This is a genomic window from Ruicaihuangia caeni (assembly GCF_040536845.1).
In the GTDB taxonomy this organism is placed as follows: Bacteria; Actinomycetota; Actinomycetes; order Actinomycetales; family Microbacteriaceae; genus Ruicaihuangia; species Ruicaihuangia caeni.
The window spans coordinates 2,140,251-2,155,351 of record NZ_CP159582.1 but is presented as its reverse complement, the minus strand read 5'-3'; the positions used below and the strand labels follow the sequence as shown (position 1 = coordinate 2,155,351).

At 69.0% G+C, this 15,101-nt stretch carries 11 protein-coding genes; 6 read left to right on the top strand and 5 right to left on the bottom strand.

What is annotated here, in order from left to right:
• The first annotated feature begins 70 nt into the window (after positions 1-70).
• Complete coding sequence (locus ABV606_RS10045) at positions 71-1,069, top strand: phosphotransferase (RefSeq protein WP_281489465.1); 999 nt, start codon at positions 71-73, stop codon at positions 1,067-1,069.
• 7 nt (positions 1,070-1,076) lie between these two features.
• Here ABV606_RS10045 and ABV606_RS10040 read toward each other — a convergent pair whose 3' ends face one another.
• Together ABV606_RS10040 and ABV606_RS10035 are read right to left on the bottom strand one after the other, a co-directional pair.
• Positions 1,077-4,373 carry an ATP-dependent helicase gene (locus ABV606_RS10040; protein ID WP_353987602.1) on the bottom strand — a complete coding sequence of 1,099 codons (3,297 nt, stop codon included), beginning with the start codon at positions 4,371-4,373 and terminating at the stop codon, positions 1,077-1,079.
• A complete protein-coding gene (locus ABV606_RS10035) occupies positions 4,366-7,710 on the bottom strand; it encodes an ATP-dependent DNA helicase (protein WP_353987601.1) in 3,345 nt (1,114 codons plus the stop codon). Before ABV606_RS10035 ends, ABV606_RS10040 begins: the two co-directional genes overlap by 8 nt.
• Positions 7,711-7,821: 111 nt before the next feature.
• Here ABV606_RS10035 and ABV606_RS10030 point away from each other — a divergent pair, with 111 nt between their 5' ends.
• Both ABV606_RS10030 and ABV606_RS10025 read left to right on the top strand, forming a co-directional pair.
• Entirely contained in the window at positions 7,822-8,046 is a 225-nt protein-coding gene (locus ABV606_RS10030) for a DUF3107 domain-containing protein (RefSeq protein ID WP_281489462.1), read from the top strand.
• Between the two features lie 10 nt (positions 8,047-8,056).
• Positions 8,057-8,344, top strand: a complete 288-nt coding sequence (locus ABV606_RS10025) for a hypothetical protein (protein WP_281489461.1) — start codon at positions 8,057-8,059, stop codon at positions 8,342-8,344.
• A gap of 90 nt (positions 8,345-8,434) precedes the next feature.
• On the opposite strand, the gene ABV606_RS10020 is transcribed toward ABV606_RS10025, so the two are convergent.
• Entirely contained in the window at positions 8,435-9,145 is a 711-nt protein-coding gene (locus ABV606_RS10020; RefSeq protein ID WP_353988814.1) for a ferritin-like fold-containing protein, read from the bottom strand.
• A gap of 117 nt (positions 9,146-9,262) precedes the next feature.
• Between ABV606_RS10020 and ABV606_RS10015 the strand changes: the two genes are divergently transcribed.
• Complete coding sequence (locus ABV606_RS10015) at positions 9,263-10,714, top strand: DEAD/DEAH box helicase (protein WP_353987600.1); 1,452 nt, start codon at positions 9,263-9,265, stop codon at positions 10,712-10,714.
• A gap of 193 nt (positions 10,715-10,907) precedes the next feature.
• Here ABV606_RS10015 and ABV606_RS10010 read toward each other — a convergent pair whose 3' ends face one another.
• Positions 10,908-11,759, bottom strand: a complete 852-nt coding sequence (locus tag ABV606_RS10010; RefSeq protein WP_353987599.1) for a PHP domain-containing protein — start codon at positions 11,757-11,759, stop codon at positions 10,908-10,910.
• A 105-nt stretch (positions 11,760-11,864) separates the two neighbouring features.
• On the opposite strand from ABV606_RS10010, the gene ABV606_RS10005 reads away from it, so the two are divergent.
• Positions 11,865-12,905: an endonuclease/exonuclease/phosphatase family protein gene (locus ABV606_RS10005; RefSeq protein WP_353987597.1), complete on the top strand. Its 1,041-nt coding sequence runs from the start codon at positions 11,865-11,867 to the stop codon at positions 12,903-12,905.
• Entirely contained in the window at positions 12,898-14,493 is a 1,596-nt protein-coding gene (locus tag ABV606_RS10000) for an aminopeptidase P family protein (RefSeq protein ID WP_353987596.1), read from the top strand. The genes ABV606_RS10005 and ABV606_RS10000 overlap by 8 nt, the downstream gene beginning before the upstream one ends.
• A gap of 16 nt (positions 14,494-14,509) precedes the next feature.
• Here the strand turns inward: ABV606_RS10000 and ABV606_RS09995 are convergent, their stop codons facing one another.
• Positions 14,510-15,004, bottom strand: a complete 495-nt coding sequence (locus ABV606_RS09995; RefSeq protein WP_353987595.1) for a general stress protein — start codon at positions 15,002-15,004, stop codon at positions 14,510-14,512.
• Positions 15,005-15,101: the final 97 nt, after the last annotated feature.

Below are 15,101 nucleotides of genomic sequence, written 5' to 3'. Positions count from 1 at the left end.
CCTGATCCGCGTCGTCGAATTGGCGTGGCGTGGGACGGGCCACCGGGCCGAGCGACCTACCCTGTTGAGCATGGCCAGAACCCATCTCACTCTAGCCGCGGTCGCTACAGCGGCAGTGCCCGGACTCGAGGTGAACCGCGCCGGTGCGGTCGAGTGGGGTGCCAGTGATGATTTCGCCTCGGCCCTGCTGCACACCGACGCGGGCGAACGAGTGGTGCGGGTACCGCGACACCCACATGCCGAATCCGAGCAGTCGCTGGAACTTCTGGCGCTCGCCGCGCTGAGCCAAGGGGTTCGCTCGCGTCTTCCCTTCGATGTGCCGCGAGTGCTCGGGCAGGCGCCGGTCGATGGCACACGCGCAGTCGTGTACGAGTGCGCTGCCGGCACAGCGAAACCGCTGACGGCCTTCCACGTTCCGGATGCCGAGGCCGCCGCACGCGCTATCGCCGCCGTGCACGCTCTGCCCACGAGTTTCGTGGCAGAGGCGGGGCTTCCGGTGCAGGAACCGATCGAGTGCTTGCGGTCGGCGGTCAGTGTGGTCGATCGAGCCGCCGCCACCGGGCTCGTGCCAGCCATGCTGCTCGACCGTTGGGGCAAGGCGACCGAGGACCAGTCGCTCTGGCAGTTCCAGCCGACGGTCGTGCACGGAGCGCTCTCATCGCGGGCGTTGCGTTTCTCGGGCGACACCGTGTCGAGCATCATCTCCTGGCACGCGTTGCGGGTGGCTGATCCCGCACTCGACCTGGCCTGGCTGCTCGCCGCGCGAGGCACGGGCGTCGCCGAGGCCGCGGTCGACGCGTACACCGCCGCTACAGCGGGAGCCGACCGCCAGGTGCGGCACCGGGCGGCGCTGTACGCCGAACTCGACGTGGCTCGCTGGCTGCTGCACGGCACCGATTCGCGCAGCACCGAGGTCGTGGACGATGCCGTGCAGATGCTGTCGACGCTCGTCGACCACGTGCAGGCCGACGTGATGAATCCGATCGGGCCCTCGACACAGCCCATTCCGACGGTCTCGGAGGTCGAGGCGCTGCTCGACCAGGCCGAGCGCGCTCGGAACGCGGGCTGACGCCGGCTCAGCTCGCCGCCTCGCGCCACAGCCGCGCCAGTTCCTCCTCGTCGAAGATGCGCTCGGGCTCGATGACCCGGTCGTCGCTGACGTAGTAGAAGGCGGCACTGATGCAAGAGAGGTCGATGTCGCGCCACTTCGCATAGGCGAGTCGGTACAGCGCGAGCTGCAACTGCCGGCGCTCCAAGTCGGCGGCGTCGCGCGGAGCCTTGCCTGTCTTCCAGTCGACCACCTGGTAGGTGCCATCGGGCTGCTCATAGACGGCGTCGATCTTGCACACGATGACCTGCCCGTCGAGCACCAGGTGGATCTCGCGCTCCACCTCGATCGGCGCACGGTCGCCCCAGGCCGAGCGCTCGAAGATGCGCTGCAAACGGACGAGTTCGGCCTCGTCGTACCCGCCGCCTGGCCCGGGCTGGTGCTCCAGCGCGTCCACATCGAACGACAGCGATGCGTAGTCACCCGAGCTGTCGAGTGTCTCACTCGAGCCTCGCACGCCGTGGCGCTGCTCGACCCACTGGTGGAACAGTGTGCCGAGTCGAGTCGCCTGATACGGACGCTCCGGCATGGGGCGAAGCAGTTCTGCGGCGACTGCGTGCGGATCCGAGACGAAGTCCTTGAAGCGCGACGCGGGAACGCGGTCGGGAACGGCCTTCAACCTCGGCGCGCCGAGCCTTCGACGGCGCTCCTCGAGCAGCAGCCGCAGCTCCGGTCCCCAACTGCCGGCATCCGCCAGCCCATCGGCGAGCTCTCGACCTTCAAGGCTCGCACGCGCTGCTCGCACCCGGGTCGCCGCTGCTTCCACGCGCCCCCGGCGGGCACCCAGTGGATCGCGCGGCCACTGAAATGTCTCCAGGCGGTCGCCAAGCGGATTCTCGTCGGACTCCCGCTCGGGAGGATCGGCCAGGATGCCCGCCGCGACGAGTTCCTGGAAGAACGTTCCGGGCGCGCGCGGCGTCGTCTGGCTGGACCAGTACGACCCCGTGAGGAGCAGTCGATGCCGAGCGCGAGTGACCGCCACATAGGCGAGACGGCGCTCCTCCGCGATCTGGTGGTCGCGGACAGCCGTCTTGAACTGATCGCGCGCGGCTTTCACCTCCTTGAGCGTCTCGGCGCCGCTCCACTCGAAACGAGGCAGGTCGCCCGCGTCGCCGCGGAAGTCGAACGGCAGCCGCCCAAAGCCGAGCCAGCCGTTCGTGCCTTCTCGAGACGCAGCCGGCATCTCCTGCTCGACCATGCGCGGCACGGCGACTGCGTCCCACTCCAGGCCTTTGGACGCGTGCATGGTCAACACCTGCACCATGCCGGGCTCCGGATCCTCGGGGCGAACCGTCAAACGCTCCCGCCATTCGGCTTCGCGGAGCCAACTCAGGAAGCCGCCGAGGCTCGCTCGCTCATCGATTGCGAGATAGCCCGTCAGTGCGTCGCTGAAGGCTTCCATGGCCGCCCGGCCCGCGGTTGCCGAGTCATTCGCCTCGAGCTCGATGTCGAGCATGAGTTCGTGCTCCACCGCGACGACGAGTTCCAGCAGGTCGGCGGACGCTCGCGAGCGAAGCCGAGCGAAGAGCGCCGCGGCCTCGCGCAATCGTTCGAGCCCAACTGCGCTGAACCGCGCCAGCTGCGAGTGATCGGAGCGCGTGCGGCCGACGAAGTCGAGCGCCTCCACTATGGAACCGCTCTCACCGGAAGCAACCGAGGAGCGGAACGCGGCCTTGACCTCGTCACTCAGCAGCTGTTGCGCAAGGTCGCGATCGCGCAACCAACCCGCGAGCTCCTTGAGCGCGAACAGGTCGGCTGGGCCGATACGCCAACGGGAGCCGGCGAGCAGCCTCACGAGCTCGGAGCCGGCGCTGGGGTCGTGAATGACGCTCAATGCGCTCACGACGTCTGCGACCTCCGGCTCGGACAGCAATCCTCCGACGCCGAGCACGTGGTACGGCACACCGTGGCGTCGGAGCGCTTCGACGATGAACTCCTGTGAACTGCGCGTTCGCAGAAGGATCGCCGCCGTGGCCGGTCCTTCCGCTGTGCCCTCGGCGAGGCGTTGTTTCGTCCAGAGTGCGAGCTCGTCGGCCTCCTCGGCGATGGTCTGCGTGAACGTGGAGTCGACGGGATGGGAACTCGCGCCGTCGCGCGCCTGCAGGGTCGCGACCGGCACGCGCCCGCGGGCGAAGGACTTGACGAGCGTGTTTGCCGCGCCCAGGATGGCGGTTCCGTTGCGCCAACTGGTGCTCAGTGAGTACTGCTGCCCCGCTTCGGCGCCGAACTGCTCGGCGAAGTCCTGGAGATTCGCTGCGCTGGCTCCGCGCCAGCCGTAGATCGCCTGGTTGGGGTCACCCACGGCCATCACGGGGTGATTCTTGAACAGCGCCGCGAGCAATCGGGTCTGCACGACGGAGGTGTCTTGGTACTCATCGAGGAGCACCACTCGGTAGCGCGTTCGCATGTCGTCCGCGATCCGCGGCATCCGTTCCACAGCGGTGAGCGCGAGCGCCACTTGGTCGGAGAACTCGATGAGGCCGCGCTCGCGTTTGACTTGCTGGTACGACTCCACGAGATCCAGCAGCACGGGCAGCGTGCCGACGCTCGACGCGAGTTCTATGACGTCTTTGAACGCGCCGCGCGAACCGGTGGGCAGTTCCGCGATCTCGGCGAAGCGGCTCGCGAAGGCACGGACTTCGGCGGGGTCTGCCAGATGCTCCGCCATCGCCTGGCTCAGGGTGAGCATGGCGGCCGTCAGCTGGTCAGCCGATTTCCCGAGCTCGCCGAGACGTCGGTCGTCACTGCGTATGACGATATTCCTCGCGAGCTGCCAGGCCGCCGCTTCACCGAGAAGCGCACCGTCGCTCTCGCGCCCGAGCAGCAGCGCGTGCTCCCGAAAGATTCCGCTGGCGAAGGAGTTGTACGTCGACACGGCGGGCATGTCGAACTCGTCGACCGAAGCCGATGCCAGTCCGGCGGCGGCTAGCTGATCGATGCGCTGCCGCACCCGGTGACCGAGCTCCCCGGCGGCCTTGCGGGTGAAGGTGAGGCCGAGCACCTCCTGCGGGCGAACCAGCCCGTTCGCGATGAGCCACAGCACCCGGTTGGCCATGGTCTCGGTCTTGCCGCTCCCGGCTCCTGCGACCACCAGCGCCGGCTGCAGCGGTGCTTCGATCACGGCACGCTGCTGTTCGGTGGGCGGATATTGGCCGATGGCATCCGCGACATCGAATGCGCTCACCCGACGTGCGGCAGCATCGCTTTCGATCCATTGCGCGCCGTGCGGGACAGCACTGTCTCGAACCTGACCGGTGTCAGTCACTGCTCACCGCCTTCACGCGATGCAGGCGCATCGACGCGAGATCGCCTCGTCCGAATCTGTCGACGACGGTGCTTCCGCTGAACTCCGCAGCGGCCATCGCCTCAACCGCTGCCAGAACGCGGCGGCGGAAGGCATCGAGCTGCTCGGAAGCGGGCTCGCCCTGCACCGCTTCTCGATACGCCTTGCCACCCTTCCCCTCCCTGATGAACACGAGCTTGGCGCCGCCAGAGCGGTGCGGCGCCGGCAGGATCTCGTCGAAGCAACCCGACGCGTAGGCCAGCTGGTAGGCCCATAGCTGACCGTGGTCATCGATCTCGCGCTGCGAGGTGATCGGCGCACCGGCCTTCAGGTCGATGATCGTGACCGCCCCGTCCGCATCGCGCTCGACCCGGTCGATCGAGCCGCGGATCCGCGCGCGGCCGACATCGACCGTGAACCGGCCCTCGCGGGCGATGACAGTCCGGCCCGACTGGTCGCAGTCGCTCAGGTACTCGGCTAATCCCACGATGAGCCTCTGTGCGCGACGGTACTCGTGAGCCGCCAACCATTCCGATTCGAAGGCGAGATCCTTCCAGTTCTCGTCGAGCGCTTGCATCAACTCCTGAGGGTCGGCGGATGCTGCGTGCTCCATGACGCTGTGGAGCACCGTGCCGATCGCCATCGCGTTGCTCGGCTCGGAGCCGGCCACTTCTTGGACGAACCAGTCCAGCGGCGAGCGCTCGATGAGCTCGAGCCGCGACGGTGAGACAGGCACATGATCGCGGTCGGCGAAGAGCGCCGCCTCACTCGACGGTGCGACCACGCCATGCCAGTCGTCAGGGTCAGCCCCGGGCACCGCCTCCGCGGCGAGCACCGCCAATGCCGAAGCCGCCTCGTCGAGATCGCGACCCGAACTCCGCGAGGAGGTGAGCACGCGTCGCAGTCGTCCCGTCATCCCGCGGACGCTCAGAGGCGGTTCGCCGAGGCCGGAGTCGTCAGTGACCGGCGTGCCGGCAGGGGCCAGGGAGCAGAAGATGCTCCCCTGCGTGTCGTCATTGTCGACACAGGTGAGCACGACCCGTCGGCGCGCGCGGCTGACTGCGAGAGCGAAGAGCCTGAGCTCGTCGTGCAGCACCTGCCGACGTTCGTCGAGGATGTCCGCGCCGTCAGCTGGTCGCACCACATCGCCCATTGGGACTCCCGCCTGGGGCGCCGCGGCTGCGCGCACAAGCGCATCGGGTCGCAGGAGAGAGCCGCGCAGCCGGAGATCGGGCCAGACATTCTCCTGGAGGCCCGCGACCACGACCATGTCGAACTCGAGTCCGGCCGCTCCGTTCGGCGTGGTGACGAGCACTGCGTCGTCGGCCTGCTGCGGAGCGAGCGTGTCTTCTGGCACCTCGGCATCGAGCATCTCAGCCAAGAACTCTGCCGCTCCGTACCCGGGCCTGCGCTCCACGAATCGGCGGGCCGCCGTGAACACTGCGAGCACACCATCGAGATTGCGGTTCGCCTCGGTGGCTGAAGGCCCGCCACCCAGCGCCTGTCTCCGCCAATCATCGGCGAGTCGGCTGCGCTCCCACACCTCCCACAGCAGTTCCTCGACGGTCGCCCCTTCGGCGTGCATCGCTCGCAACCGTGCGAGGGTCGCTCCGAAGGATGCCGCAGCGCGGCCCACTTGGTGGTCGATGGTGGCGAGCCCGCCCGGCGCTCCGAGCGCGTCGACCAGCAGTTCGTCGGCGCTGCGTGTGCCGCCCGTGCGGAACTCCTCAGCTCGCAGCGCGAGCCGAAGGCGCCGAAGGCCGAGCCGATCGAGTCTGCCGAAGGGGCCCAGCAAGAGTTCCGCCGCGATGTCGGCGTCAAGCGCCCGCCGCTCGATCCCGAGGTCGACGATGCTCATCAAGTGGTAGGCAGCAAGGTCATCGCGCACCGGCTTCGCAGCGAGTGAGGTGCGCGCGGGCACTTCGGCCAGTGCGAGCGCGCGCACGATGGCGGCGAGCTGCGCCCCCGACCTGACAATCACCGCGAGTTCGCGAAGCGGCACACCGTCGATGAGGTGACGTTCGCGAAGGCGGCGGGCGATCGCAGCGAGCTCCCGGGCCGCGCTGCCGGCTTGAATCCTCTCGACCGTCGGCGGTCGGTCGGCAACCGCTTCGGCGCCCTCCGCGCTTCGCTCCGCACTCGCCCCGTGAGTGTCAGCGACGCTCTCGGCGTCGGCCGCGCCGGGAAGGAGCCTGCGGCGGCTCGCGGCGGTGGCCGCGACTCCGATGCGGTCGGTCACGGCAGCAGTGAAGGCTCGCAACGCCGCGGGTTGACGGTGCGAATAGCGGAGGGTGAGCGTTTCAGAGGGCGTGATGCCGAGCCGAGTGGCGAACAAGGCCACGGCGTCGCCTGAAGCGCCACGGAAGGCGCTCGTCGCGACGTCGGGGTCGCCGAATCCGACCAGCGTCTTCCCCGCGCGATGCAAGGCTGTCAGCACTCGCAGGAATGACTCGGTCGCCTCCTGAACGTCGTCGACTACGACGAGGCGGAGGCGCGCGACGCTCTCCGGCATCTCGCCCCGCCCGATTGCGGCTTCGGCATACACGGCAAGCTGAGCCACATCGAGCGACCCCTCGCGCAGTTGCCCGGCAAGGAGCAACTGCTCTTCGGCGACGGCTGCGCTGGCCTCCCACTCCTGCACGCCATGAAGCCGGCCGAGCCGCCGCAGCTCGCTGAAGTCGATGTCGTGCTCGGTGGCACGCACCAGCAGCTCGCGCAGTTCAGTACGGAAGCCGCGCAGCGCCCGCACCTCCGGGCCGAGGTGCTCTGGCCACTCCGGTCCGCCGCCGTCTTCAGCGTGGCCGGCCAGCAGTTCGCGCAGCAGTTGGTCTTGCTCGCCGCCCGTCAGGAGCGATGGCGGCGGCGCGCCCCTCATCGCCGAGGCGTAGCTGAGGACTTCGAACGCGAGCGAGTTCACCGTGCGCACCAGAGGGCCGTTGGTCGCGCGGCCGATGCGCCGCGCCACTTGGCTGCGAAGGCGGGTCGCGCCGGTACGCGACGCGGTCAGCATGACCACCTCGTCGGGCGAGCACGTGCCGTCAGCGACACGTTGGGCGATCAGTTCGATGGCAGTGGTGGTCTTGCCCGCCCCTGGGGCACCGAGCACGAGGGCTGGAACACCCGGGTCGAGGCGGAGCACCGCGGTCTGGGTCTCGTCGAGCTGCGTCTTGTCGAGCTCGGCCGCATCGAGGCGAGTGGTGTGCAGTGCGGACGGTGCCTGCCCACCCGCAGAGCCGGCGTAGCGGTCGGCCGGATCGCCCAGCCCCTCCCCCGGGGCGCCGGTCTCAGAACCGGGACCGATGAAGCCGCTGACTGCCATGGCGACAACGGTAGTGGCGGACACCGACATCGCCGGGCCGGCCTCGCCACGCCGCCGAAGCACCGTTCATCGGAGCGGGCCCACGACATCCGTCTGTCGTAGTCTGGGCGGGTGGACATTCGCATCGGTATTGCCAACAGCCCGCGGGAATTGAGCTTCGAGTCGTCGCAAACGGCGGCTGAGATCGAGCAGACCGTCGCGGACGCGCTCGAAAAGGGTGCGGCGTTCTTCCGGCTCGCCGACGAGAAGGGCCGGGTCTACCTCGTGCCCACCGCGTCGTTCGCGTATATCGAGGTGGGCTCAGAAGAGGCGCGTCGCGTCGGCTTCGTCGCCTGACTCCGGCTCGATGGAACTGCTCTTCGTCGCCGTGATCGCGGCGGGCATCGGGCTGATCGTGCGCTACATCATTCCCGGCCGCCGCGCATATGGCCTGATGCTGCTGCCGCTGGGAACCGCGGTGGTGGCGTGCGCACTGTGGGTCGCCCTGCTCTGGGGAGGCTTCACCTTCGACGGCGGCTGGATCTGGACCATCTCCCTGGTCGGCTGCACCATTGCCGCCTTCCTCGCGGCGGTGTTGCTGCCGCGCGCAAGGCGCGCCTCCGACGAGCGCATGCGCCAGAAGCTGGGCATCTGAACTCAGCACGGTCGACAATCAGCGCGGGTCGACAAGCAGTTCAGGTTCGCGCGTCCACCAGGACTGCCGAACGCGCCGACGAGATCGGCCTCAGGCGGTCAGGCCGAGCGCGTCCATCCGGCGGGTGTGCGCCGCGATCAGCTCGGTGAACACCGGCTCGATATGGGCCTCGTCAGCGGGCGTGCCGGAGAACGCCAAGGACTTGCGCGCCAGCAGGATGGTGTCGCCGATCAGGCGCCTACCCCACATCGCGAGCCTCGACGCCAATTGCGGGTCGCGCTGGATGCCAGCACTCAGCTGGACGAACAAGCCGTGTTCCGCGGAGTCGCGGGCGAGCACCGACACGATCTTCGCAGTGTCGGCATCCGGGAGCCCCTGGGCGACGCTCAGGAAGAAGTCATCGAGGAACGTCGCCGTGATGTACGCCACCATGAGCACCTCGAACCAGTCCGAGCCCTGCACGTGCGCACGGAACTCTTGGATGTGCGCGGCTGCGCGCTCCATCGCGGCCTCGGGATCGGCACCGCGGCGCCGCAGCTCTTCGACGAGGTCGTGATGCTTGTCGAGCGCCTGACTCGCGGTGCGGCCGAGAGAGCTCTTCGCGGCCGTGTCTGGCGCGGCGAGCACCGCCCTCGATAGGGTCTCGAAGTGCGCGAGCTGCAGCACGGCGGCATCAGCGAGGAATTCGAGGGTGTCGGGGGCCAGCTCCGCCAGTTCGACGCGCGCGGCATTCGAAACGGCCGAACGGGGCTTGACGGTGGGCGCGGGCACACGCAATCGAGCGCGACCCAACCACTTCATCACGCCGATCAGCATACGGCGGTCGCGATGATCGGGCGTGTACCGCCCGTCACCGGCCGGTTCACAGCCGGCGACGCTAAACTGAGCCGGCGTTCAATTTGACATGACAGGCAGAATTTGACCTTCACAGACCTCACGATCGACCAGGACATGGTCGACGCACTCGCTTCCAAGGGCATCATCGAGCCCTTCCCGATCCAGACGCAGACCATTCCGCTGGCGCTCTCGGGGCAGGACATCATCGGCCAGGCCAAGACCGGCACTGGCAAGACCTTCGGCTTCGGCCTTCCGCTCGTGCAGCGCCTCGGTCTCGACCCCGAGCCCGGCGTGCAGGCGCTCGTCGTCGTGCCCACGCGCGAACTCGCCGTGCAGGTGAGCGAAGACCTCGAGCTGGCCACTTCGAACCGTTCGACGAGCGTCGTCGCCATCTACGGCGGAAAGGCGTACGAAGGCCAGGTCGCCCAGCTCAAGGCCGGAGCGCAGATCGTCGTCGGCACGCCCGGACGACTGCTCGACCTCGCCGGCCAGCGCCTGCTGTCGCTCAAGGACGTCAGAGTCATGGTGCTCGACGAGGCCGACAAGATGCTCGACCTCGGCTTCCTCCCCGATGTCGAGAAGCTCTTCGCGCAGACATCGCCGACGCGCCACACGATGCTGTTCAGCGCGACCATGCCCGGCCCCGTGGTGGCGCTCGCGCGCCGCTTCATGAACAAGCCGATCCACATCAGGGCCAACGACCCCGATGAGGGACTGACCCAGGCGAACATCCGCCACGTCGTGTATCGGGCGCACTCGCTCGACAAAGACGAGGTGATCGCACGCATCCTGCAGGCGGAGGGCCGCGGCAAGACCGTGGTGTTCACTCGCACGAAGCGTGCCGCGTCGAAGCTCGTCGACGAGCTCACCGATCGCGGGTTCAAAGCCGCCGCTGTGCACGGCGACATGAGCCAGGAGGCGCGCGAGCGCTCCATGGCATCGTTCAAGGCGGGCAAGAAAGACGTGCTCATCGCGACCGACGTCGCCGCCCGTGGCATCGATGTCGACGACGTGACGCACGTGATCAACCACACAGTGCCCGAAGACGAGAAGGCGTACCTTCACCGCGTGGGTCGAACCGGCCGCGCCGGGAAGACCGGCATCGCGGTGACCTTCGTCGACTGGGACGACCTGCACAAGTGGGCCCTGATCAACCGTGCGCTCGAAATGGGCGTGCCAGAGCCGGTCGAGACCTACTCGTCGTCGCCGCACCTCTTCTCCGACCTCGACATCCCGTCCGACGCGAAGGGCCGCATCAAGAAGACGCCGGCAGCGCCGCACGTCGAGCGCCCTGCGAAGGAGCAGACGACGGATGCCGGGGGCTCCACCCCGGGCACGAGCGACCACCCGAAGCGGAATCGCCGTCGCCGCACCCACTCCTCCGCGGCGACCGCCGGCGAGCCCTCGGCCACCGAGGGCGCCTCTCGCCCCGAGGGCAGCGGCACACACGACGGCAATGGCCCCGGTCGTCGCCGTCGCTCGCGTCAGCGACGCCCCGCGGGTGGCTCGGCGACACCGCCGCCGGCCGCCTAGTCACCCTGAGCTTCAGCGTGCGCGTCTTGTCCGGAGACGCGCACGTGCTCTGTGGCGCCGAGCGCCGATGACGCAGCGCTGCGTGACACAGCGCTGCCCGACACCGCGCTGCCTGACACCGCGCTCCCTGACACCGCGCTCCCACTCTGTGTCACCGCGCGCACATGGCGCGCTGCGAGGCATCGCCGTGAGCTCAGCCTCGGAACGGAACGGAGCCGGTCCCGAGCGCAAGTATCCGCTCGAGCTGAGACCGATCGGTGGTGTTCTCCCCCAGGCGGTTCGGCTTGCCGGTGCCGTGGTAGTCGCTGGAACCGGTGACGATGAGGTCGTAGGCGGCGGCGTAGTCGCGGAGACGGCGCTTGCCGGCATCCGTGTTCTCTCGATGCCCGATCTCGAGGCCCGCAAGCCCGGCGTCGATGAGGCGCTCGAGCTCCTGCTCCGGCAGCACGCCGGAGCGCCCGTGCGTCGCAGGATGGGCGAGCACCGGAACACCGCCGGCCTCCGCGATCATGCGAATGCCGTCTTCGGGCGAGGGCGCGTAGTGCGGTTCGTAGTAGCCGCCGCTCCAGTGCAGGATCGACTCGAATGCTGCGCCCCGGTCGGTCACGAGCCCCTTGGCGACCAGAGCATCGGCGATGTGGGGACGCCCAATCGTCGCGCCCTTCGGCGAACCGGCGAGCACCTCGGGCCACGTGAGCGGGAAGTCGGCCGAGATGCGCTCGACCATGCGTTCAGCGCGGCGGAGCCGGCCCTCCCGGATGCGCGCCGTCTCCTCGACGAGTTGCTGGTGCGCCGGGTCGAAGAGATAGCCGAGCACGTGCACGCTCGAGTGCCCGACGCGCGTGCTGAGCTCCATGCCCGGGATGACCATCAGGCCTGTCCCTCGAGCTGCCGCGAACGCCTGCTGCCAGCCTGCCGTGGAGTCGTGATCCGTGATCGCCATGGCCGTGAGCCCCGCGGCGACGCCCGCGGCGATGAGCTCGGCCGGCGATTCCGTGCCGTCCGACACGCTGCTGTGCGTGTGCAGGTCGATCCGGTCGGGCATCTTCCCATGCTAGGCCGCGGGGTCTGCAGGTGGATGCCGTACCGCAGCCTCGCGGCGCGGCGCAGTCATGAGCCGTGCAGTCGCAGCCGGTAGGGTCGGCATCCGATGTTCGCTCGTTTCCTCGCCGCCCTTCTCACCCTGGCCGCACTGGTCGGGGCGGTCGCCGTCGCCTGGCCGCAGCTGTTCGGCCTGGAGCAGGCATACCTGGTCGCGCAGGCGGCGTCGATGCGTGGGCTCGGAATCGCCGCCTCGGTCATCGGCATCGCGCTGCTGGTGCTGCTCGCCGTGCTCATCCGGCCCGCGCGCGGCTTCTTCCGCTCGCTCATCGCGGTGCTGGTGGTCTTCGCGCTCGTGAACACCGCAGTACTCGTCACGCGCGGGTTCGGCGTGGGTCAGGACGGCCCGGGAGCCGACAGCCCGGACGACATCACAGTGCTCGCCTGGAACACCCTCGGCGACGAGCCGGGGGCGGAGGCGATCGCCGACCTCGCGACGGAGGTGGGCGCCGACGTCATCTCCCTGCCGGAGACGACGGAGGAGACCGGCATCGAGATCGCTCTGCGCCTGCGCGAGGCCGGCAACCCGATGTGGGTGCACACGATCGCCTACGACCAGGTCGCCAAGGCACGCTCGACGACGCTGCTCATCGCGCCGCGGCTCGGCGCCTACACCTTCGACGCAGCAGCACGGACAACCGGCGTGCTGCCGACCGTCGTCGCGACTCCCGTCGAGGGCGACGGGCCGACGATCGTCGCCGTGCACGCGGTGGCTCCAATCACGGGGCAGATGGACAACTGGCGCGACGACCTGGTCTGGCTCGCGGAACTGTGCACTGGCGATGTGGTGCTCGCCGGTGACTTCAACGCCACGATCGACCACATGACCTCGCTCGCAGGCGATGGAACAGACCTCGGCGGATGCCGCGACGCCGCAGCCGCGACGGGCCACGCCGCGCTCGGCACCTGGCCCACCTGGCTGCCCGCTCCCCTCGGCGCGCCCATCGACCACATCATGGCCACCGATACATGGCGCACCACCTCGATGCGAGTCATCACCGAGCTCGACAACGCCGGCAGCGACCACCGGCCGGTCGTGGCCACGCTGTCGCGCACGAGCGCCGACATGGAGAATGGGCAGCATGGCTGAACAGCGCACCACCGCGGCAGAAGCGCCGGCGAATGAGAACCGGTCGACCACGCCCGCCTCCGACGCCTTCAGGCAGCACATCTCGAGCGGCTGGGCCGAACGCCCCGTGGTCATGCCGGCACCCCGCGAGCAAGCGCCGTATGCCGCCGCTCGTCGGCTGCGCATCTCTGCCCTGCACCCCGAGAAGACCATCGTCATCCCGGCCGGCGACAGCAAGCAGCGCTCGAACGACACGGACTACCCGTATCGGGCGCATTCCGCGTTCTCGCACCTCACCGGCTGGGGCAGTGACACCGTGCCCGGTTCAGTGCTGGTGCTCGAGCCCTCCCCCGAAGGTCACACCCCGCGGCTGTACCTGCGCCCCTCAGCCGGTCGCGGCAGCGACGAGTTCTACGCGAACCCCGCGATCGGCGAGTTCTGGACCGGCGCCAGGCCGTCGCTCGAGCATGTGGCGGCCGATCTCGCCCTGCCGACCGGCTCACTCGAGGAGCTCGACGCGGTGCTCGGCGGACTGCGAACCGGCGACGGCGGCACAGATGTGCTCGTGGTGCGCGAGGCGGACCCCGCACTCACCCGACGCATCGACGCGCTGAGACGAGAAGAGGTATCGGCCGCGCTTGCGCGTGAGGTCACCGAGGCGAGCGGCACAAGCGTACCGGTCGAGGTTCGGCGTCAGGACGCGGCATCGGCACTCGACGAATCGGTCACCGCCTGGCACTCGGCCGATGCCGAACTCGCTCGCGATCTGAGCGAGTTGCGCCTGGTGAAGGACGCCTATGAGATCGCGCAGATGCGCGAAGCGATCGAAGCCACCCACACGGGCTTCGACGATGTGGTGGCTGCGCTGCCAGAGATCGTCTCGCACCCCCGAGGCGAGCGGGTCGTCGAAGGCACCTTCAACCGGCGCGCGCGCATCGAGGGGAACACCGTCGGCTACGACACCATCGCCGCCGCGGGCGCGCACGCCTGCATCCTGCACTGGGTGCGCAACGACGGGCCGGTGCTGCCAGGCGACCTCGTGCTCATCGACGCCGGCGTCGAACTCGACAGCCTGTACACCGCCGACATCACGCGAACCCTGCCGGCTTCGGGTCGCTTCAACGACGTGCAGCGCCGCGTGTACGACGCCGTGCTCGAGGCCGCGGATGCCGCGTTCGCCGCGGTGCGCCCCGGCATCCGGTTCCGCGAGGTGCACGCCGCCGCCATGCAGGTGATCGCGCGCAAGACCGCCGAATGGGGTCTGCTGCCCGTTACCGCGGCCGAGTCGTTGGAGCCTGAGGCGCAGTACCACCGCCGCTACATGGTGCACGGCACGAGCCACCACCTGGGCATCGACGTGCATGATTGCGCACAGGCGCGACGCGACTTCTACCACGACGGCATCGTGGAAGCCGGCATGGTGTTCACCATCGAGCCGGGCCTCTACTTCCAGCCCGACGATCTGACCGTGCCCGAGGAGTACCGCGGCATCGGCGTGCGCATCGAAGACGACATCCTCGTCACCGCGAACGGCGCAGAGAACCTCTCACGCGCCATCCCGCGCACCGCTGACGAGGTCGAGGCGTGGATCGCCCGCTCAGCGAGCTGAGCTGCCGGCGCCGGGATCACTCCTGCGACGGAGTCTGCCCGAGCAGCGCCTGCGCCTGCGCGGTCAGCGCAGGGTCCACGACGATCTGGTAGTTCGATGCGATCACCTGGTGGGTCGAGGTGAAGTCGCGGCGGCGGCGACTCACGGCGTAGCTCGCGAGGCTGAACAGCATCCCGAAGCCGGCCCCGATGAGCACCGCCGAGAACACTACTGACGGGTTCGGTGTCGGCGAGAAGATGAAGAACACGAGCCCCATGAAGAGGCCGAACCACGCGCCGCTGAGCGCTCCGGCGAGCGCGGTGCGGCCATACGTGAGTTTGCCGGTGACCCGCTCGACGGTCTTCAGGTCATTGCCCACGATCGACAGGCGTTTGACGTCGAAGTCGGAGTGCGCGAGCCTGCCGATCACCTGCTGGGCCTCGGCGTAGGTCTCATACGTGCCGAGCACGTCGCCTCGCGGAACACGCGGCTCGAGCGCGCCGCGCCTCGAAAACATGCTCGGGTTCGTCACGCCACCATTCTGGCATCGAAGCCCCGGCCGTGACCTGCGGGTTCTCGGGCCGCATGGGGTGTGCGGCGCACCCGGGTCACGCAAGGGCGAACGACTA

Bases quoted from the DNA above. Each gene is read 5' to 3' on its own strand.
- ABV606_RS10045 (WP_281489465.1), top strand. From the start codon at position 71: ATGGCCAGAACCCATCTCACTCTAGCCGCGGTCGCTACAGCGGCAGTG.
- ABV606_RS10035 (WP_353987601.1), bottom strand. From the start codon at position 7,710: ATGGCAGTCAGCGGCTTCATCGGTCCCGGTTCTGAGACCGGCGCCCCG.
- ABV606_RS10025 (WP_281489461.1), top strand. From the start codon at position 8,057: ATGGAACTGCTCTTCGTCGCCGTGATCGCGGCGGGCATCGGGCTGATC.
- ABV606_RS10020 (WP_353988814.1), bottom strand. From the start codon at position 9,145: ATGAAGTGGTTGGGTCGCGCTCGATTGCGTGTGCCCGCGCCCACCGTC.
- ABV606_RS10010 (WP_353987599.1), bottom strand. From the start codon at position 11,759: ATGCCCGACCGGATCGACCTGCACACGCACAGCAGCGTGTCGGACGGC.
- ABV606_RS10005 (WP_353987597.1), top strand. From the start codon at position 11,865: ATGTTCGCTCGTTTCCTCGCCGCCCTTCTCACCCTGGCCGCACTGGTC.
- ABV606_RS10000 (WP_353987596.1), top strand. From the start codon at position 12,898: ATGGCTGAACAGCGCACCACCGCGGCAGAAGCGCCGGCGAATGAGAAC.